The organism is Pseudoxanthomonas spadix, from assembly GCF_003703395.1.
Lineage (GTDB): Bacteria > Pseudomonadota > Gammaproteobacteria > Xanthomonadales > Xanthomonadaceae > Pseudoxanthomonas_A > Pseudoxanthomonas_A spadix.
Map to the genome: position 1 here is coordinate 22513 of NZ_RDQN01000012.1, position 19040 is coordinate 41552.

General features: G+C 68.2%; 16 protein-coding genes and 1 pseudogene. 8 read left to right on the forward strand and 9 right to left on the reverse strand.

Annotated elements, in window-relative coordinates:
- Positions 1-19: 19 nt before the first annotated feature.
- From D9R12_RS15940 to speA, 4 genes and pseudogenes are all read right to left on the reverse strand, one after another.
- A pseudogene (locus D9R12_RS15940) lies at positions 20-157 on the reverse strand (acyltransferase family protein); the annotation flags it as partial.
- Between the two features lie 66 nt (positions 158-223).
- Positions 224-619 carry a type II toxin-antitoxin system VapC family toxin gene (gene vapC / locus D9R12_RS14265; protein WP_122231412.1) on the reverse strand — a complete coding sequence of 132 codons (396 nt, stop codon included), beginning with the start codon at positions 617-619 and terminating at the stop codon, positions 224-226.
- Positions 616-810, reverse strand: coding sequence for a type II toxin-antitoxin system VapB family antitoxin (locus D9R12_RS14270; RefSeq protein ID WP_014161996.1), 195 nt, complete (start codon positions 808-810; stop codon positions 616-618). Before D9R12_RS14270 ends, vapC begins: the two co-directional genes overlap by 4 nt.
- A gap of 62 nt (positions 811-872) precedes the next feature.
- A complete protein-coding gene (gene speA, locus D9R12_RS14275) occupies positions 873-2762 on the reverse strand; it encodes an arginine decarboxylase (RefSeq protein WP_122231414.1) in 1890 nt (629 codons plus the stop codon).
- Positions 2763-3033: 271 nt separating this feature from the next.
- Here speA and speE point away from each other — a divergent pair, with 271 nt between their 5' ends.
- The 4 genes from speE to D9R12_RS14295 all read left to right on the forward strand — a co-directional run bounded on the left by speE (position 3034) and on the right by D9R12_RS14295 (position 7418).
- Positions 3034-3894: a polyamine aminopropyltransferase gene (gene speE, locus D9R12_RS14280; RefSeq protein ID WP_122231416.1), complete on the forward strand. Its 861-nt coding sequence runs from the start codon at positions 3034-3036 to the stop codon at positions 3892-3894.
- A gap of 157 nt (positions 3895-4051) precedes the next feature.
- Positions 4052-5161, forward strand: coding sequence for a glycerophosphodiester phosphodiesterase (locus D9R12_RS14285; RefSeq protein ID WP_122231418.1), 1110 nt, complete (start codon positions 4052-4054; stop codon positions 5159-5161).
- 289 nt (positions 5162-5450) lie between these two features.
- A complete protein-coding gene (ubiK, locus tag D9R12_RS14290) occupies positions 5451-5705 on the forward strand; it encodes a ubiquinone biosynthesis accessory factor UbiK (protein ID WP_014162000.1) in 255 nt (84 codons plus the stop codon).
- 198 nt (positions 5706-5903) lie between these two features.
- Entirely contained in the window at positions 5904-7418 is a 1515-nt protein-coding gene (locus tag D9R12_RS14295) for a YifB family Mg chelatase-like AAA ATPase (RefSeq protein ID WP_122231420.1), read from the forward strand.
- Positions 7419-7482: 64 nt separating this feature from the next.
- Here D9R12_RS14295 and aceA read toward each other — a convergent pair whose 3' ends face one another.
- On the reverse strand, positions 7483-8787 hold the full coding sequence (aceA, locus tag D9R12_RS14300) for an isocitrate lyase (protein WP_122231422.1): 1305 nt from the start codon (positions 8785-8787) through the stop codon (positions 7483-7485).
- A 197-nt stretch (positions 8788-8984) separates the two neighbouring features.
- Positions 8985-10631, reverse strand: coding sequence for a malate synthase A (gene aceB / locus D9R12_RS14305; RefSeq protein WP_122231424.1), 1647 nt, complete (start codon positions 10629-10631; stop codon positions 8985-8987).
- Between the two features lie 116 nt (positions 10632-10747).
- On the opposite strand from aceB, the gene D9R12_RS14310 reads away from it, so the two are divergent.
- The gene (locus tag D9R12_RS14310; RefSeq protein WP_122231426.1) at positions 10748-11710 is read left to right on the forward strand and encodes a LysR family transcriptional regulator; all 963 of its coding nucleotides are present in this window, start codon (positions 10748-10750) and stop codon (positions 11708-11710) included.
- Positions 11711-11728: 18 nt separating this feature from the next.
- Here D9R12_RS14310 and rsgA read toward each other — a convergent pair whose 3' ends face one another.
- Positions 11729-12829 carry a ribosome small subunit-dependent GTPase A gene (gene rsgA / locus D9R12_RS14315; RefSeq protein WP_122231428.1) on the reverse strand — a complete coding sequence of 367 codons (1101 nt, stop codon included), beginning with the start codon at positions 12827-12829 and terminating at the stop codon, positions 11729-11731.
- 145 nt (positions 12830-12974) lie between these two features.
- On the opposite strand from rsgA, the gene D9R12_RS14320 reads away from it, so the two are divergent.
- Genes D9R12_RS14320 through D9R12_RS14330 form a run of 3 tightly spaced genes read left to right on the forward strand, consistent with a single transcriptional unit; the run spans position 12975 to position 15647 of the window.
- Entirely contained in the window at positions 12975-14255 is a 1281-nt protein-coding gene (locus D9R12_RS14320) for a pyridoxal phosphate-dependent aminotransferase (RefSeq protein ID WP_122231430.1), read from the forward strand.
- Positions 14256-14258: 3 nt separating this feature from the next.
- Positions 14259-14876: an SGNH/GDSL hydrolase family protein gene (locus D9R12_RS14325; protein ID WP_122231432.1), complete on the forward strand. Its 618-nt coding sequence runs from the start codon at positions 14259-14261 to the stop codon at positions 14874-14876.
- Positions 14877-14927: 51 nt separating this feature from the next.
- On the forward strand, positions 14928-15647 hold the full coding sequence (locus tag D9R12_RS14330) for a class I SAM-dependent methyltransferase (protein WP_122231438.1): 720 nt from the start codon (positions 14928-14930) through the stop codon (positions 15645-15647).
- Positions 15648-15808: 161 nt separating this feature from the next.
- Here the strand turns inward: D9R12_RS14330 and D9R12_RS14335 are convergent, their stop codons facing one another.
- Together D9R12_RS14335 and D9R12_RS14340 are read right to left on the reverse strand one after the other, a co-directional pair.
- Positions 15809-17479, reverse strand: coding sequence for a ShlB/FhaC/HecB family hemolysin secretion/activation protein (locus D9R12_RS14335; RefSeq protein ID WP_122231434.1), 1671 nt, complete (start codon positions 17477-17479; stop codon positions 15809-15811).
- Positions 17476-19040 (reverse strand): MBG-2 domain-containing protein (locus D9R12_RS14340; protein ID WP_170159275.1); only part of this gene is annotated, 1565 nt, incomplete at its 5' end. The genes D9R12_RS14335 and D9R12_RS14340, both read right to left, overlap by 4 nt.

Consider the following 19040-nt stretch of genomic DNA (forward strand, 5'->3'; position numbering starts at 1 on the left):
ACACCGCCGCGGCCTGCGATCAGGCGTGCCCGGTCAACGGCGCGCCCGCTGCCTGCGCAGCCAGCAAGCGCCCGCGCAGGGCCAGGAACGGCCGCTCCACCGCGTAGTGCAGCACCGACGCGGCCAACAGCGAGGCGGCGCCATACACGGCCCGGGCTGTGCGACGCCTTGGCGCGCCAACGCAAGGATTTGGCGGGTAACGTACCTCCCATCCGGTCAGGCCTCATTCGAACGTTGACTTCAAGCCCAGGTGCGCGACGAAGGGAGCGAAATCCCGATCGCTGTGCAACAGCGTCAGATCATCCATGATGCAGCGCGTGGCGATGATGCAATCGACGGTCTTGCGAACGGTGATTCCCTTTTCGCGCAATACGCGGAAGTTGCGAGCCGCCTGGATGGCGACGCCATGGCCGCCCAGTGACACCAGGTCCAGACGATCGAGCAGCCGCAGGACTTCGTTGAAATCCCTTTCGGTGCCGGTGCCCTGCAGCACTTCGGTCAGGATCAGATCGCCCACGGCCAGCGGTTCCACGCCGAGCAGGCCGTGCAGCCGGTCAGTCTCTCTGGTCTCCACCCCGCGCAGGTAATCGATCCATACGCTGGAGTCGACCAGGATCACTTGTCGGTCCTCATCCTTTCCAGGTCGCCCTGCCAGTCGATCTTGCCACGCAGGGTCTTGATCTGCTGCTGCCGCCTCAGTTGGAGCAGGGTCCGCAGGCCAAGCTCCACCGCCTCGCGCTTGGTCTTGAGCCCAGTTGCCTCAAGCGCTTCGCGCATGAGGTCATCATCGATGACGATATTGGTACGCATGTGTATGCCCACAAGAGTTCATACACATCCTATGCGCGAGCTGATCACCAAGCAACTCCCCCTTACCCCAGTGGCTCGTCGGACAGGTAGGTGTAGCCGGTCAGGCCGGCTTCCAGCGCCGCGGACAGTTCCTGCGCGCGTTCGGGCGACAGGTTGGCCTCGGCCACGCGCCGGGCATAGGCCGCGCGCAGGTCGGCCAGCGCGTAGCCCACGTAGTCCAGCATCACATCGGTGGTGTCGCCGCGGCGCTGCTGGGTGATGCGGGTCGAACCGCCTTCGCAGCGCACTTCCACCGCGTCGGTATCACCGAACAGGTTGTGGATGTCGCCGAGGATTTCCTGGTAGGCGCCGACCAGGAAGAACCCGATCCGGTAGCGCTCGCCGGCGTTGAGCGCGTGCAGCGGCAACGAGCTGTCCAGGCTCTCGTTCTCGACGTAGGTCTTGACCATGCCGTCCGAGTCGCAGGTCATGTCGCAGATGATGCCGCGCCGCTGCGGGCGCTCGTCGAGGCGCTCGATCGGCACGATCGGGAACACCTGGTCGATCGCCCACACGTCCGGGATCGACTCGAACACGCTGAAGTTGACGAAGTACTTGTCCACCAGCCGGTCGTTGAGCTCGTCCAGGATCGGGCGGTGGCTCTTTTCCCCATGGCTCAGGCGCGCACGCACGCCGTGGGCGATGGCGTAGAACAGGTCGTCGATGCGCGCCCTTGCGGTGAGGTCGATCTGGCCCAGCGCGTAGGCGCTCAAGCCTTCGGCGTGGAAATGCTGGGCTTCCTGGAACAATTCCACCGCCGGGCGCTCGTCCAGCTCCTCATGAATCTGGCGCAGGTGGCGCACCGCGGCCGGCTCGTCCTGGTGTGCGTCGGGCACGCGTCCCTCGGGCGCCTGCTCCACTTCGGCCACGTTGGCGATCAGCACCGCGTGGTGGGCGGTCATGGCCCGGCCGCACTCGGTGACGATGCGCGGCGGACGCAAACCATGCTGGGCGCAGGCATCGGCCAGCGGCTGGACGATGTTGCCGGCGTAGGCGTTGAGCCCGTAATTGATCGAGAAGTAGCTGCGCGAGCGGGTGCCTTCGTAGTCGATGCCCAGGCCGCCGCCGACATCGACATGGCTGATCTTCGCGCCCAGGCGCGAGAGCTCGACGAAGTAGCGCACCGCCTCGCGCATGCCGTTGGCGATGTCGCGCACGTTGGAGATCTGCGAGCCCATGTGGAAATGCAGCAGGCTCAAGGCATCGGCGAATTCGGTATCGCGCAGCGCCTTCCACAGGTCCAGCACCTGGCGCGGGGACAGGCCGAACTTGGCCTTGTCGCCGCCGCTGTTCTGCCACTTGCCCGCGCCCAGCGAAGCCAGGCGCATGCGCACGCCCAGACCGGGTTTGACCTCCAGCGCGCGGGCTTCTTCCAGCACCAGCTTCAGCTCGGAGGGTTTTTCGATGACGATGAAGGTCTCAAGCCCCAGCTTGCGGCCGATCAACGCCAGGCGGATGTATTCGCGGTCCTTGTAGCCGTTGCAGACGATCAATCCGCCCGGGCGCGACAGCGCCAGCACCGCCATCAGCTCCGGCTTGCTGCCCGCTTCCAGGCCGAACCCCTCGCCGTGATGGCTGGCCAGGGTGCCGGCCACCCCGCGGTGCTGGTTGACCTTGATCGGATACACGGCCGTATAGCCGCCGGCGTAGTCCCAGTCGGCCTGCGCCTGGGCGAAGGCGGCCTGCAACTTGCCCAGGCGCTGGCCCAGGATGTCCGGAAAGCGCACCAGCATCGGCAGCCGGGCGCCGTTGGCGCGCGCGGCATCGACCACCTCGGGCAACGCCACCACCGGCCCGCCCTGGCCCTGCGGGCGCACGATCATGCGCCCGGCCGCGTCCACGTCGAAGTACCCGTCGGCCCAGTGCGGGATCGAGTAGGTCTTGCGTGCCTGGTCGATGGACCACTCGCTCATCGGGATCAAGCCCTGTCTATAGGGAAAATGGCCGCGGATTGTAACTTCCGGGAGAGATGGGCTTGGTTACAATGCGCGCCCCGTCGAGCCCCCCTCCTGTCGGGAGAGGGGTTGGGGTGGGGGACGAGGCGAAGCTGCGATGTCGCTTCAACAGCCTGGCAGCTGCGCCCGAACCCTCGTCCGCCCCCGCCGGGGCATCCCCGCTTCCGCCGGGACAGGCGCTTCTCCCAAGGGGAGAAGGGTCAACACCCGCCCACTCAGGAACACGCCCATGACCGCCACCGACGCCTGGTTCATCGAACACTTCCAGCCCACCGGCTCGGCCATCGGCTTCCGCCTGAAGGGCAAGCTGGATCAGGTGCAATCGCCGTTCCAGAAGATCGAGATCTATGACAGCACCGACTGGGGCAAGCTGATGGTGATCGACGGGGCGATGATGCTGACCAGCCGCGACAACTTCTTCTATCACGAGATGATCAGTCATCCGGTGCTGTTCACCCACCCCGACCCCAGGCGGGTGGTGATCATCGGCGGCGGCGACTGCGGCACGCTGCGCGAGGTGCTCAAGCACCCGGGCGTTGAAAGCGCCACCCAGTGCGACATCGACGAGCAGGTCACGCGCATGGCCGAGAAGTATTTCCCGGAACTGTGCGAATCCAACGACGATGCGCGCGCCGAGCTGCTGTTCGACGACGGCGTGGCCTACATGGCCAACTGCCCGGCCGGCAGCGTGGATGTGGTGATCGTCGATTCGACCGACCCGGTCGGCCCGGCCGAAGGCCTGTTCAACAAGGCGTTCTTCGAAAGCTGCTTCAGGGCGCTCAAGCCCGACGGCCTGCTGGTGCAGCAGTCCGAATCGCCGCTGGCCCTGCTGGAGCTGATCCGCGACATGCGCGCGGAAATGGGCAAGGCCGGCTTCAAGGCGTTCAAGACCCTGCCGTTCCCGCAGCCGTGCTATCCGACCGGCTGGTGGAGCGTGACCATCGCCTCCAAGGACGCCGCTGCCGATTTCGCCTTCCGCCAGGCAGATGCGCTCGCCAAGGGCTTTGACACCCTGTACTACACCGCACCGCTGCACACCGGGCTGCTGGTGTCGCCGCCGTTCGTGGCCAGGGCACTGGGCGAAACCTGACCTGCGCCTGCCTGAACCAGGCCGCGCCGCGCTTGTGCAGGTTTCATCGCCCAGCGCCACCCCGGCGATGTCATGGCCTTGCCACCGCCATGGGCCAGACTGCAAGGTCACGACCGCGCCATCCATCGCCTGATGGCACCGGCTTTCGGAGACCCGCATGATCCGTTCGACCTTGTTCCTGGCAGCCTGCATGGGCGCGTTGTTTTCTTCCACCACCTCGGCCCAGGCGCTGGCTCCGCTGCCGGCCGACAGGGCGCTGGTGATCGGCCATCGCGGCGCCAGCGCCCTGCGTCCCGAGCACACCCTGGCCTCCTATGCCAAGGCGATCGCCGACGGCGCCGATTTCATCGAACCGGACCTGGTCCCGACCGGGGACGGGGTGCTGATTTCGCGCCACGAGAACGAGATCGGCGGCACCACCGATGTGGCAGCGCATCCGCAATTCGCCTCGCGCAAGGCCACCCGGACCATCGACGGACAGACGATCACCGGCTGGTTCAGCGAAGACTTCACCCTGGCCGAGCTGAAGACCCTGCGCGCCCGCGAGCGGTTGCCGCAGTTGCGTGGCACCGCCTTCGACGGCCAATTCCAGATCGTGACCCTGGAGGAGATCATCGACTTCACCGCCGCCGAAGCGGCCGCGCGTGGCCGGGTGATCGGCCTCATTCCCGAGATCAAGCATCCGAGCTACTTCCAGCAGCGCGGCCAGGCGATGGAGGCCAAGGTGCTGGCCACGCTGCAGGCCCACGCCTACACGCGCAGCGCGCCGGTGGTGATCCAGTCCTTCGAAATCTCCAACCTCAGGCAACTGCATGCGCTGCTGGGCAGCGACCATCGCAACATCCAGCTGCTGCAACTGATCGGCGCGCCGGATGAGAGGCCCGGCGATGTGCTGGCCGCCGGCGGCACCCTGACCTATGCGGACATGCTGACGCCGGCCGGCCTGGGTGAGGTGGCCGGCTACGCGCAGATCCTGGGGCCCAACCTGCGCAGCATCATCGCCCTGGATGCGCAGCAGCACCTGGGCACGCCTTCGTCCCTGGTCCGCGATGCCCATGCCGCCGGCCTGAAGGTCATGCCCTACACCTTCCGTCCGGAGAACTATTTCCTGCCCGGCGACAAGCGCCAGGGCGATGCGCCGACCACCCGCCACGAGGCCGGCAGCATCGCCGAGATGCGCGCCTTCCTGGATGCCGGCATCGATGGCTTGTTCACCGACGACCCGGCGCTGGGCCGGGCCGCGGTGGATGGCTGGCACGCGCCCTGAGGCCCGGGCGCGCTGTCAGCACCGGCGGGGGGCAGACGGCAGGCACGAACGTCGCGGTCGGAACGGCCCGGCGCAGCGGGGTTGCAAGTCGCCTGTCGCAGGACCTGAAAGCCCAGACGCGCGCGCCGGCCGCAGCCATTGCCCGCGGCCGGCCCGATCCTGTCCAATGAAGTCCGACCTGCACATCTGGGGCACATCGGAGTTTTCCGATGCGCCGGTGCGGCACTGGCCGATGGCCGCGCCCCCAACCTGCGTGCGAGCCTGGCCTTCAGCAACCGGAGAACTGCCCATGATCGACCTGAACCCCATCGACGAGCTGGCGCGCCGGCTCAGTGAGCTGGTCCCGCCGGGGCTGCGCGAATCGCGCGAGGACCTGCAGCGCACCTTCAAGGGCGCGCTGCAGTCGGGCCTGTCGCGGCTGGACCTGGTGACCCGCGAGGAATTCGAGGTCCAGCGCGCGGTGCTGCTGCGCACCCGCGAGAAGCTCGAGGCGCTGGAACGCGAGCTGGCTGCGCTGGAATCGCGCATCACCCCGCGCAGCTAGCAGCCTGTCGGGCTTTGGTGGTCGAGGCGAGAATTCGGCTGTGCGAGGTCAGATTTTCGACGGTTCGCCGGCCCATAGTGGTGCTATGGGCCAAGAAGCGGCGGAAAGATGGACCGCACAGGCGGATTCGCAGCCCGGCCGACCAAAGTCCGACAGACTGCTAGCTTCTGCCTCCCGACGGCGGACAAGGAGCGTCCCATGAGTCTTGCCCTGGTGCACAGTCGTGCGCGCGCCGGCGTGCATGCCCCGGGTGTCCAGGTGGAAGTGCACCTGTCCGGCGGCCTGCCCGCGACCCAGATCGTCGGCCTGCCCGAAGCGGCGGTGCGAGAGAGCCGCGACCGCGTGCGCGCGGCCATCCTGTGCGCGCAGTTCGAGTTCCCCGCCCGCCGCATCACCGTCAACCTGGCCCCGGCCGACCTGCCCAAGGACGGCGGGCGCTTCGACCTGCCAATCGCCCTGGGCATCCTGGCGGCCAGCGGCCAGATCGACCGGCAGCTGCTGGCCGAGTGGGAATTCCTGGGCGAACTGGGCCTGACCGGCGAGCTGCGCCCGGTCGACGGGGTGCTGCCGGCGGTGCTGGCCGCCGCACGCCACGACCGCCGACTGGTGGTGCCGCTGGCCAACGGTGGCGAAGCGGCCCTGGTGCGCGACGGCGGTGCCTGCACCGCACGCACCTTGCTGGAGGTCTGCGCGATGCTCTCCGGCAGCAGGCCGGCCACGCCGGCACAGGCCAGCGACGCGGCCGAGGCGCCGATGCCCGACCTGGCCGACGTGCGTGGCCAGCTGCATGCACGCCGCGCGCTGGAAGTGGCCGCGGCCGGCGGCCACCATCTGCTGTTCGTCGGAAGTCCCGGCTGCGGCAAGACCCTGCTGGCTTCGCGCCTGCCCGGCATCCTGCCGCTGGCCAGCGAAGCCGAGGCCTTGGAAAGCGCCGCCGTCGCCTCGGTCAGCGGACGCGGCCTGGACCCGAGCCGCTGGCGCCAGCGGCCGTTCCGCGCGCCGCATCACACCGCCAGCGCGGTGGCCCTGGTCGGTGGCGGTTCGCAGCCACGGCCCGGCGAGATTTCGCTGGCGCACAACGGGGTGCTGTTCCTCGATGAACTGACCGAATGGGACCGACGCGCGCTGGAGGTCCTGCGCGAGCCGCTGGAGTCGGGCACGGTGGTCGTGTCGCGCGCGGCGCGCAGCTGCGAATTCCCGGCGCGCTTCCAGCTGGTGGCGGCGATGAATCCCTGCCCGTGCGGCTGGGCCGGCGATGCCAGCGGGCGCTGCCACTGCAGCGCGCAGGCGGTGGCGCGCTACCGCAACCGGATTTCCGGGCCGCTGCTGGACCGGATCGACCTGCAGGTCGAGGTCCCGCGGGTGCCGCCGCAGGACCTGCGTGGCGATGCGCCGGCAGGTGAACCCAGCGCCCTGGTGCGCGCCCGGGTGGAAGCGGCGCGCCAGCGCCAGCTGGCACGCAGCGGCCTGCTCAACGCCCGGTTGGGCCACGCCCAGACCTTTGCCTGCTGTCGGCTATCCGCCCAGGACCAGGCGCTGCTGGAACGGGCGATCGACAAGCTGCAACTGTCGGCGCGGGCCATGCAACGCACGCTGCGGGTGGCGCGCACGATCGCCGACCTGGCCGACGCCGCGGACATCACCACCATGCATCTGACCGAAGCACTGGGCTACCGACGCATGGAGCCACCCGGCACTGCACACGCCGCCTGAGCGGCGAGGGCCGCGCCGCCGGCGGGTGGATCGCGCCGCCGGCAGGCAACCGGCGCGTCCTGCTTCAGGCCGCCCGGGTGGTGAACTGCTCCTCCTCGGTCGAGCCGGTCAGGGCGGTGGTCGAGGACTGGTTCTGCTGGATCGCCTGGGTCACCGCATCGAAGTAGCCGGTGCCCACCTCGCGCTGGTGCCTGACCGCGGTGAAGCCCTTGGGCGCGGCGGCGAACTCGGCTTCCTGCAGCTCCACGAAGGCCTTCATCTGCTCGCGCGCATAGCCGTGGGCCAGGTGGAACATGGAGTAGTTCAGCGCATGGAAACCGGCCAGGGTGATGAACTGGAACTTGTAGCCGTAGCCTGCGATTTCCTTCTGGAACCTGGCGATGGTCGCCTCGTCCAGGTGCTTGCTCCAGTTGAAGCTGGGCGAGCAGTTGTAGGCCAGCAGCTTACCGGGGAACCTGGCATGGATCGCATCGGCAAAGGCCCTGGCAAACTCCAGGTCCGGCTTGCCAGTCTCGCACCAGATCAGGTCGGCATAGGGCGCGTAGGCCAGGCCGCGGCTGATCGCCTGGTCCAGGCCCTTGCGGGTCTTGTAGAAGCCTTCGACGGTGCGCTCGCCGGTGGTGAACGGCGCATCGTTGGGATCCACGTCGCTGGTCAGAAGGTCGGCGGCCTCGGCATCGGTGCGCGCGATCAGCAGGGTCGGCACGCCCATGACGTCGGCGGCCAGGCGCGCGGCGTTCAACTTCTCCACCGCCTCGCGGGTGGGCACCAGCACCTTGCCGCCCATGTGGCCGCACTTTTTCACCGAGGCCAGCTGGTCCTCGAAATGCACCCCGGCCGCGCCGGCCTCGATCATCGCCTTCATCAGCTCGAAGGCGTTGAGCACGCCGCCGAAGCCGGCTTCGGCATCGGCCACGATCGGCTGCAGGAAGTCGATGCTGTCATCGCTGCATCCTGGCTCTCTTTCCGCATGCTGCAGCTGGTCGGCGCGCAGCAGGGTATTGTTGATGCGCCTGACCACCGCCGGCACCGAATCGGCCGGATACAGAGACTGGTCCGGATACATCTGCCCGGCCAGGTTGGCATCGGCGGCGACCTGCCAGCCGGACAGGTAGATCGCCTTCAGTCCGGCCTTGACCTGCTGCATGGCCTGGTTGCCGGTCAGCGCGCCCAGGGCGTTGACGAAGTCCTGGCTGTGCAGCGACGTCCACAGCTTCTGGGCACCGAGCCTGGCGAGGGAGTGCTCAACCGGGATGGTGCCGCGCAGGCGCACCACATCGGCGGCGGTGTAGTTGCGGGTGATGCCCTTCCAGCGCGGATCGGTGTCCCACTCCTTCTGGATCTGGTCGGCGGTGCGCAGCTTGCTCATGGTGGCGTCCTCGTGTGGCGCATGGGTGTTTGAAGGGTGCAGCGGCCCGTGGCCGCCTGGGGAAAGCGGTCTTGATCTTGTAGGTGTTGCTTTGTCGTCATTCCCGCGAAGGCGGGAATCCAGCGACTCTCGTTCGGACCACTAAGTCGTGATGGAAGACACTGGGTTCCCGCCTGCGCGGGAACGACGGAATTGGATCAGTCGATCAATGCGTACGCCGGCAGGGTGAGAAACTCGGCCAGCGTCTGGCTGCGCGAAAGTTCATCCAGCAGGGCGATGGCCTGGTCGACCTTGCTCGCCCCGGGCATGGCCGTGGTGTTGCCCAGCAGCGCAGGCAGCCGCGTGAGCGTGGCCTGCAGCAGTGCCTCGTCGATCGCGGTGCCGTCGTCCAGGTGCAGGCCCTCGGTGTGCAGCCATTGCCACAGCTGGGCGCGCGAGATTTCGGCGGTGGCCGCGTCTTCCATCAGCCAGTGAATGGGCACGCACCCGTTGCCGTCCAGCCATGCGGCCAGGTAGCGCACGCAGACCTCGACGTTGCCTTCAAACCCGGCCCGGCTGATCGTGCCCTGCGAGGGCCGGATCAGGTCGTCGCGGCTCACGTGCACATCGGCGCGGGTGACCGCGTGCTGATGGGGCTGCGGCATGTGCTCGTCGAAGATCTGCATCGCCACCGGGATCAGCGCCGGGTGCGCGACCCAGGTGCCGTCGTGGCCGGCGCTCACCTCGCGCAGCTTGTCGGCGCGCACCCGGGCCATGGCCTGTTCGTTGGCGATCGGGTCGTCGTTGATCGGGATCTGCGCGGCCATGCCGCCCATGGCATGGGCGCCGCGCCGGTGGCAGGTCTGGATCAGCAGTTCCGAATAGGCCTTCAGGAACGGCTGGGTCATGCTGACCTGGCCGCGCTCGGGCAGCACCCGATCCGGGTGGGCGCGCAAGGTCTTGATGTAGGAAAAGATGTAGTCCCAGCGGCCGCAGTTCAGGCCGACGATGCGGCTGCGCAGCGCATGCAGGATCTCGTGCATCTCGAACACCGCCGGCAGCGTCTCGATCAGCACGGTCACCTTCATCTGCCCCTGCGCCAGGCCCAGCACCGCCTCGATATGCGACAGCGCCGACTCCCACAGCGCAGCCTCTTCCATCGACTGCAGCTTGGGCAGGTAGAAGTACGGGCCGCGATCCCTGGCCTGCAGCGTGCGCGCGTTGTGGAAGGCGAACACCGCCACGTCGAACAAGCCGGCGGCGATCGGCGCGCCATCGATGAGCACGTGCTTCTCGTCCAGGTGCCAGCCGCGCGGACGCACGATCAGCACGGCCTGTTGTTCATATGGCTTCAGCGTGTAGTGCTTGCCGGGCTTGTCGCCGGTGGCTGGTGCTGCGAACTGCAGGTCGCCGGCGACCGCGCCGATCAGCGCGCGCTGGCCGGTCAGCAGGTTGCTCCAGGTGGGCGAGGTCGAATCCTCGAAATCGGCCATGAACACCTTGGCGCCGGAGTTGAGCGCATTGATCACCATCTTCGGATCGGTCGGGCCGGTGATCTCCACCCGGCGGTCCAGCAACGCGGCCGGGATCGGTGCCACGGTCCAGTCGCCTTCGCGCACGGCGGCGGTGTCGGTGCGGAAGTCCGGCAGGGCGCCGCTGTCGAACTCGGCCTGGCGGAGCTGGCGCTGGGCCAGCCGCGCCTGGCGGCCCGGCTCGATGGCCCGGTGCAGGCTCACCAGCAGCGCCAGCAGGGCCGGCGGCAGCAGCGCGTCCTGGCCGGGGTCCTGGCGGGTCAGCGCCAGCCCCGGCGTGGCCCCGGCGATGGCCGGATCACGCGGTGGCAAGGCATGGGCAGGTGCGGACATGGGCGGATTCCTGTCGTGTGGACTGGGCCGTCACCGTGCTCCCGGGAGTACTATTTGACAACTGAGTTTTATCAATCTGATGCATAAGAACAACTTATAGCTTTGGGAACAATCCTGTGACCGCCCCGCCAAGCCCGCGTTTTTCCTACAAATCCGACCGGCTCAAGCCGCTGCGCGCGTTCTGCCAGGTGGTGCGCCTGGGCTCGGTTTCGCGCGCGGCCGAGGCCCTGTTCGTCAGCCAGCCGGCCATCTCGCTGCAGCTGCAGGCGCTGGAGCGCGAATACGGCGCGCACCTGTTCGAGCGCAGCGGGCGGCGCCTGTCGCCCACCCGCGAAGGTCAGCTGCTGTTCGAGATGGCCCAGCCGCTGGTCGAGGGGGTGGACGGGCTGGCGGCAAGCTTCAGGGACAAGGTCAGCGGCCTGGATGCGGGCGAGCTCAACATCGCCGCCAACAGCTCGACCATCCTGTACCTGTTGCCGCGGATCGTGGACGCGTTCCGTCGCGCGCATCCGGACGTGCGCCTGACCCTGCACAACGCGATCAGCGCCGACGGCACCGACCTGCTGCGCGAGGACGCGGTGGATCTGGCGGTCGGCTCGATGCTCGATGTGCCGGCCGACCTGAGCTACGAGCCGGTATACCGCTTCGAGCCCATGCTGATCACCCCGCACGACCATCCTTTGGCCAGCAAATCCAGGGTCACCCTGGAAGACATTTCCCCCTACGGGCTGATCCTGCCGCCGCGCCGGCAGATCACCTACCGGTTGGTGGACCTGACCTTCCAGCAGGCGCGCGTGCCCTACACCGTGGCCCTGGAAGTCGGCGGCTGGGAGGTGATCAAGCAGTACGTGGCCATGGGCATGGGCCTGTCGATCGTCAGCTCGATCTGCCTGGGCGATGCCGACCGCAGCCGCCTGGCCGCGCGCTCGCTCAGTGCGTATTTCCCTTCGCGCAGTTACGGGGTGGTGGTGCGCAAGGGCAAATACCTGTCACCGCAGGCACGGGCCTTCATCGCGCTGATCCGGCCGGACCTGTTCCATCCGCGCGACCATGACCAGCCGGGGCATTCGGAGCGCTGACAGACGCCAAGCGCAGTGTCAGCGCCGTCCCGGGCGGCCGGCCGGCCGCCGCCCCGGGCCCTTGCCGGCGTTCTCGGCCACGCGCCTGGCCAGCTTGGCCGCGGCGGCGGCCACCTCATCCTGCAGCTTCATGTAGTTGGCCAGGCGGGCGGGGTCGAGCTCGCCGGCTTGAATGGCCGCCTGCACCGCGCAGCCTGGTTCGCCCTGGTGGGCGCAGTCGCGGAAGCGGCACTGCGCGGTCAGCGCCTGGATGTCGGCGAAGCCGCCTTCGGCCAGGTCTTCCTCGCCGGTGGGCTTGAGCTCGCGCATGCCGGGCGTGTCGATCAGGCAGGCGCCGGACGGCAGCGGGATCAGCGCGCGATAGGTGGTGGTGTGGCGGCCGCGCGAATCGTTCTCGCGCACCGTGTTGGTCTTCATCTTCTGCACGCCCAGCAGGGTGTTGGTCAGCGTGGACTTGCCCGCACCGGAGGAGCCGACCAGGACCACGGTGCGACCGGGACCGAGCCAGCCGTGCAGCTGCGCCACGCTGGCAGGATCCTTGGCGTTGACCGTGCGCAGCGGAATGTCCTGCGCGGCCAGGTCGGCCAGCACCTCCAGCGCATCATCGGCGTACTCGGTGCGGTCGGCCTTGGTCAGCACCACCACCGGTTGCGGAGCCGCCGGTTGCCCCCCACCGCCGCCGACCAGCATCAGGTAGCGCTCGATCCGGCGCGGATTGAAGTCCGCATCCAGGCCGCAGACGATGAACACGGTATCGACGTTGGCCGCGATCACCTGCTGGTGGTAGTGCTCGCCGGCCGCGGCGCGCTTGATCGCGGTGTGCCGCGGCAGCAGGGCCACGATCCGCTTGCCCTCTTCCACCAGCACCCAGTCGCCCACCGCTGGACGCGCGTGGGCGGGAAACCGCGGCCGTTGCCATTCCGGCAGCGACTCCGGGCGCAGCGCATCCTCAGGCCCGCGCGCCACCACGTAACCGGAGCGGTGCTGCTCGCTGACCCGGGCCGGAACGGCCTGCGGATGGGCCGCGCACAGCGCCTGCCAGGCGGCATCCTCCGGCGCGCCGGGCCAGGGCCAGCCAATGACCCGCAGCGCGGCGTAGTCGGGGGCTTGATCGGTCATGGCGCGATTCTACGGGTCGGTGCCGGCGGAGGGGCTTTGGCTTGGCAGACCGCATGGGCGATGGTTTCCGCTGCAACGTCCGCGCGGAAAGGCAGGCCATCAGGCGTATGCTGGGGCGGTTTTTTCAACCTCTTTCCATGCTGCCATGTCCACCACTCCCAGCAAGCCGCTTGCCGTCCGTGAACGTCTCTCGGAAGTCCGCTACGAAATCCGCGGCGAGCTGGCCCGGCGCGCGCGCGAGCTGGAGGCCCAGGGCCGCAAGCTGATCAAGCTCAACATCGGCAATCCCGGCGCGTTCGGCTTCCGCGCGCCCGAGCACCTGCAGCGCGCGATCGCCGACGACATGGGCCGCACCGATCCCTACACCCACCAGCAGGGCCTGCCGGCCGCGCGCGAAGCGGTGGCCGCCTGGTACGCCGCGCGCAATACCCCCGATGCGCATCCGGATCGGGTCTTCATCGGCAACGGCGTGTCCGAACTGATCGACCTGTCGCTGCGCGCCCTGCTCAATCCCGGCGACGAAGTGCTGGTGCCTTCGCCCGACTACCCGCTGTGGTCGGCGGCGACCATCCTCAACGACGGCCGCCCGGTGTACTACCAGTGCAGCGCCAGCAACGGCTTCCTGCCCGATCCGTCGGAGATGGAAACCCTGGTCTCCAGCCGCACCCGCGCCATCGTCCTGATCAACCCGAACAACCCCACCGGCGCCACCTATCCGCGCGAGCTGCTCAGGCGCATCGTCGCCATCGCCGCCAAGCATCGCCTGCTGCTGCTGGTCGATGAGATCTACGACCAGATCCTCTACGACGGCGCCACCTTCGAACCGCTGGCGCCGCTGGCTGGCGAGGTGCCGTGCATCACCTTCTCCGGGCTGTCCAAGGTGCACCGGGCCTGCGGCTGGCGCGTGGGCTGGGCGCTGCTGTCCGGCAGCGCGGAGCTGATCGCCCCGCTGCAGCACGCCATGGACCTGTTGGGCGCGCTGCGCCTGTGTTCCAACGTGCCTGGCCAGTACGCGGTGGAAGCCGCACTCAACGGCCCTGACACCATCAGCGCCCTGTGCGCCGCCGACGGTCGCCTGTACGAAACCCGCCGCGCAGTGATCGAGGCCTGCGCCGCCAGCGAGCACCTGGCGCTGTGCGCCCCGGCCGGTGCGCTGTACGCCTTCCCGGCGGTGGTCGGCGATGCCGCCAAGGGCTTTGACGATTACCAGTTCGCACTGGAGCTGATGGAAGACGAAGGCGTGCTGGTCGTGCCCGGCTCGAGCTTCAACGTGCCTTACCGCAACCACTTCCGGGTGACGCTGCTGCCCGATGCGGCGTCGATGCGCGAGGTGTTCGTCCGCATCGACCGTACCCTGGCGCGCCGGGCCGAGGCCAACACCAAGGTCGTCGCGCTCAAGTCCAGGTCGCGCCCCGCCGCGGCCTGACCGGTGCACGGCCAGGGCCTGCGCTACCTGGCGCTGGGCGATTCCTACACCATCGGCGAAGGCGTGCCCGAAGCCGGGCGCTGGCCGGTGCAGCTGGTCCAGGCGCTGCGCGCCCAGGGCATCGCGTTGCAGCCGCCGCAGATCGTCGCCACCACCGGCTGGACCAGCGAGGAACTGGCCGCCGCCATCGATGCGGCCGCGCCAGCCGGCGATTACGACCTGGTCAGCCTGGGCATCGGTGTCAATGACCAGTATCGCGGCCGCAGCGTCGATCAATACCGCGCACAGTTCGCCGTGCTGCTGGAGCGGGCAATCGGGTTCGCCTCAAATCGCCCCGCGCGCGTGCTGGTGCTGTCGATCCCCGACTGGGGCCTGACCCCGTTCGCCATTGCCCAGCAACGCGACGGCGCGGCCACGTCCGCGCAGATTGATGCCTTCAACGCCGCCGCACATGCCCTGTGCCGGGCGCGCGGGGTGGCCTTCGTCGACATCACCCCGCTCAGCCGGGCCCATGGCCATCAAGCCGACATGTTGGCCGGCGACGGGCTGCATCCGTCGCCGGCGATGTACGCGCTGTGGACCGCATTGGCACTCCCTGCGGCGCGCAATGCGCTAGCCTGAGTACTTCCCGCCGACCGCCGAAGGAACGACGTGAGCGACGCCACCCGACCCATGCCCGCGCAACAGGCGCTGACCATCGCGCGCGCATTCCTGCCCCAGCGGCCGTGGGGCAACCGCTACGACTACTACTACACCCGCGCCAAGCTGCGTACCGACCCGCTGTACCCGGGCGTGCTGGCGGTCCTGCGCGATACGCCGGGCCCGGTGCTGGACCTGGGGTGCGGCCTGGGCCTGCTGGCCCACGCGCTGCATGCCGACGGCCAGTCGCGTGCCTATTACGGTGTGGACATCGACGCCGGCAAGATCCAGCGCGCCCGCCAGATCGCGCGCCGCACAGGCCTGGCCGAGGCCCGTTTCGAAGTGCTCGACCTGACCGTGCGCTGGCCCGAACACGCAGGCAACGTGGCCATCCTGGACATGCTGCAGTACCTGCCCGAGACGGTGCAGGCCGGCTTGCTGGCGCACACCGCGCGCATGCTCGCCCCCGGCGCCAAGCTGGTGATCCGCAGCGCCCTGGGCGATGACAGCGGCCGCGGCCGCACCACCCGGGTCACCGACCTGATTGCACACCTGGCCGGATGGATGCAGGAAGTCCCCAAGAGCTACCCGACCCGCGAAACCCTGCAACGCCATCTAAGCGCCGCCGGCCTGACCGCGACCTTCTCGCCGCTGTACGGCAACACGCCGTTCAACAACTGGTTGATCGTGGCCGAGCGGGCGCAAAAACACGCGCGTCAGGCGCCTGGCGGTAGACACGCTCCAGGCGCGTGACTTCGAGGCGAAAGCTCACCGCCTGTAGGGCGCTCTGCGCGATTGGCAACCTGCCCGGCTTCTGCCGCCTGCGCTCCCTGACAATCGGCGCCGGGCCGACGACATGCCCCTGCACACTTGCGCCTTGGCTGATCCGCCTGCGATAGGTCTGCCATGGGCAATCAAAAATCGAACGCGACTTGCGCCCATATCTGCGGCTCGCGCGCGTGCCCGTCTTGAGCCTCGGCACTGCCCAGCTTCCAGGACGCCGAGGCGCCGAGCCGCCACCCGTGCGCAGCCCAGTCAGTGCCCAGGCCAATGCCTGAAAGACTGCGGTGGTTGCCACCGTCGTCCCATGGGTCTTTGCTGAGGCGCACCTGTCCGTGATCGATGAAGACCGACATTCGCCAAGCCTCGGTCAGGGCCTGGCGCACCTCTAGGTTGGCCAGCCAACCCTGGTCGCCGGCCGCCTCTGCCTGAGGATAAGCACGCACGCCATAGGCGCCGCCCAGATAGAATTTCTCCGAGCTGTCCAGGTTGCGGTCACTCCACTGGCCCTGCAATTGCGCGTACACGCTGAAACGGCCAGCAATGCGTTGCAGCCGCACCAGGCTTGGACGTATCACGTTGAAATTGCCGGCCGCGTCGGTGGTGGCCGCGTCCAGCACCCGCCCTTCGGGGTCCTCGATGTCCAGCTGACCATGGCTCCAGGACAAGGCGAAGCTGTTTGCGCCGCCGCCCAACCAACCGTCGCGCTCGTCCCCACGCAAGGTCGTGGTCCATACGCGCGAACGCTTCCTGCTGCGGATGTCGTACAGGTCTATGTCGTCGCGCAAGTTCTTGTGGTCGTACTGCAGCGTGACGTAGAGCGCGGCATCGCGTCTGCGCAGCAGCGGCTGGGAGACGTACATGCTGGCAATGCGCGCCAGGCCGTGGCCGCGCAGATCGGCGAAGTCCTTGCCCAATTCGTAGTCCATTCGTGACCACGCCAGTCCGAGGCGGGTGGACCAGGGTCCGACCGGCACTTGCCAGCCCGCCCGGTAGTAGTGCTGATCCTCGCTCGTGCCCAGTGCGCGCAGGCTCAATCGATCGCCGAGGCGCAGCGGGCTGTTGATGTCCAGGCTGCCGCCCAGGCGATATTCACCGGTGTAGCGATTGCCGAAATTGTCCGCCTCGATCGTGCCGCTCAGCATCGGCTCCGGCTGTACCTCAACGACCAGGTCGGTTGCGCCGACACTGGCGCCTGGCTGTAGCGTGGCCTTGGCCTGCACGCCTGCCAAGTCGCGCAAGGACAAAAGGGCCCGTTCCAGCGGTGCAACACGCACCGCTTCGCCCGGCTTCAGCGTGCGCAGGGGTGCTGCCACTGCGGCTTGGCGCAGGCGCGAGGTGTTGTGGACCTGGACCTGGCCGTAGCGCCCTTCCAGCACCGCGATCCTGACCTGGCCCTGATCGATTGCTTGGGCAGGCAAGTAGGCGCGGGCGAGCGGATATCCGCGCGCGCGGTAGTGCTGGGTAAGGCGATGGGCGCCGGCCTGCAACTGGCCCAGTGAGACCTGCCGGTGCACCAGGTCGTCCAGTAGCGGCAGCAGCTCTGTGCTCGGGATCGCGCTGTTGCCTTCGAGGACGAAGCCGTCCACCCACACCCGTTGGCTGCTCTGCGCCTCCTGCTGCAACGGCGCGTCCGGCAGGTCCAGATCGAGTGACTGTTTCTGCGGCAGCGACGGTGGCCGCTGCTCTAGTTCGCGCATCGAGCGGCCGGCGTCAGGCACCACGGGGTTCTGCACCGGCACTTGCTGGGCATGGGCCTGAAGCGCAGCGACGCCGCTGAGCAGGCAAAAACAGAGCCGTTTCATCGTGTTCCTCGTTTGGCGCAGTCCTGGGCTCCAGCCGGCACCTGTTCATCAGCGATACAAGACCAAGGCAGACGAATACCGTCGGCGATCACTTCATACGAGGCACCAGTGCCGGTGCTATCCGCCGGATCGGCTGCATGACGTTCGCCCCGATGCAGCGACGCCAGCGCAGCGGCATAGCCCGGCGGCAACTGCCGCGTCCATTCCTCGGCCGGAGCAGCCTGGATGCTCAACAAGCCATCGATGTAATCTATGGCATAGTTGTCCGAGATCAGACCACTGGCGGTGATCGAGTAACTGCCAGGGGCGATCGCCCCCTGCGAAGTTCCGCCGTAGACCAGCGTTCCGCGGAGCACCGAGGCGTCCTCTCCGTTGACCCAGCCGCTGTAGCTCACCCCATTGCCGCCACTCCAGGCTAGGCCGTCGTAGGTCTTGGAGGCATCGTTGGCGGTGATCGTCAGCCCGGCCTTGCCCACGGTCAGGGTGCCGTCGACATAGCTGATGGCGTAGTTCGACAGCCCGGTGCCATCGGCGTTGGCCGCGGTGATGGTGTAGTTGCCCACCGTGGCGGTCGAAGCAGCACCGGCGCTGGACAGATCCACGCTGCTCACCGTATCGCCATTGACCAGGCCCGAAGCCGTATAGCCACTCAGGCTCGCGCTCTGGCCGTAGGTCTTGGAGGCATCGTTGGCGGTGATCGTCAGCCCGGCCTTGCCCACGGTCAGGGTGCCGTCGACATAGCTGATGGCGTAGTTCGACAGCCCGGTGCCATCGGCGTTGGCCGCGGTGATGGTGTAGTTGCCCACCGTGGCGGTCGAAGCAGCACCGGCGCTGGACAGATCCACGCTGCTCACCGTATCGCCGTTGACCAGGCCCGAAGCCGTGTAGCCGGTGAGGCTCGCGCTCTGGCCGTAGGTCTTGGAGGCATCGCTGGCGGTGATCGTCAGACCGGCCTTGCCCACGGTCAGGGTGCCGTCGACATAGCTGATGGCGTAGTTCGACAGCCCGGTGCCATCGGCGTTGGCCGCGGTGATGGTGTAGTTACCCACCGTGGCGGTCGAAGCAGCACCGGCGCTGGACAGATCCACGCTGCTCACCGTATCGCCATTGACCAGGCCCGAAGCCGTGTAGCCGGTGAGGCTCGCGCTCTGGCCGTAGGTCTTGGAGGCATCGTTGGCGGTGATCGTCAGCCCGGCCTTGCCCACGGTCAGGGTGCCGTCGACATAGCTGATGGCGTAGTTCGACAGCCCGGTGCCATCGGCGTTGGCCGCGGTGATGGTGTAGTTACCCACCGTGGCGGTCGAAGCAGCACCGGCGCTGGACAGATCCACGCTGCTCACCGTATCGCCATTGACCAGGCCCGAAGCCGTGTAGCCGGTGAGGCTCGCGCTCTGGCCGTAGGTCTTGGAGGCATCGTTGGCGGTGATCGTCAGCCCGGCCTTGCCCACGGTCAGGGTGCCGTCGACATAGCTGATGGCGTAGTTCGACAGCCCGGTGCCATCGGCGTTGGCCGCGGTGATGGTGTAGTTACCCACCGTGGCGGTCGAAGCAGCACCGGCGC